At 58.4% G+C, this 664-nt stretch carries 1 rRNA gene; it reads left to right on the top strand.

Annotation, left to right across the window (positions count from 1 at the left end):
- Positions 1-32: 32 nt before the first annotated feature.
- A 23S ribosomal RNA gene (locus M1O15_RS31280) occupies positions 33-664 on the top strand; the annotation flags it as partial.

Below are 664 nucleotides of genomic sequence, written 5' to 3'. Positions count from 1 at the left end.
TTGAGAACTGCACAGTGGACGCGAGCATCTGTGGCCAAGTTTTTAAGGGCGCACGGTGGATGCCTTGGCACCAGGAACCGATGAAGGACGTGGGAGGCCGCGATAGGCCCCGGGGAGCTGTCAACCGAGCTGTGATCCGGGGGTGTCCGAATGGGGAAACCCGGCAGTCGTCATGGGCTGTCACCCGCTGCTGAACACATAGGCAGTGTGGAGGGAACGAGGGGAAGTGAAACATCTCAGTACCCTCAGGAAGAGAAAACAACCGTGATTCCGGGAGTAGTGGCGAGCGAAACCGGATGAGGCCAAACCGTATGCGTGTGAGACCCGGCAGGGGTTGCGCATGCGGGGTTGTGGGAGTGAGCTTTCATAGTCTGCCGGCTGTGAGGCGAGTCAGAAACCGTTGATGTAGGCGAAGGGCATGCGAAAGGCCCGGCGTAGAGGGTAAGACCCCCGTAGCTGAAACATTGACGGCTTGCTTGCTCATTTCCCAAGTAGCACGGGGCCCGAGAAATCCCGTGTGAATCTGGCGGGACCACCCGCTAAGCCTAAATATTCCCTGGTGACCGATAGCGGATAGTACCGTGAGGGAATGGTGAAAAGTACCGCGGGAGCGGAGTGAAATAGTACCTGAAACCGTGTGCCTACAAGCCGTGGGAGCGTCGCA

The sequence above is a fragment of the Streptomyces lichenis genome (assembly GCF_023218175.1).
GTDB lineage: Bacteria > Actinomycetota > Actinomycetes > Streptomycetales > Streptomycetaceae > Streptomyces > Streptomyces lichenis.
The sequence above is the reverse complement of the archived record's forward strand: the minus strand, read 5'-3'. Positions and strand labels throughout refer to the sequence as shown.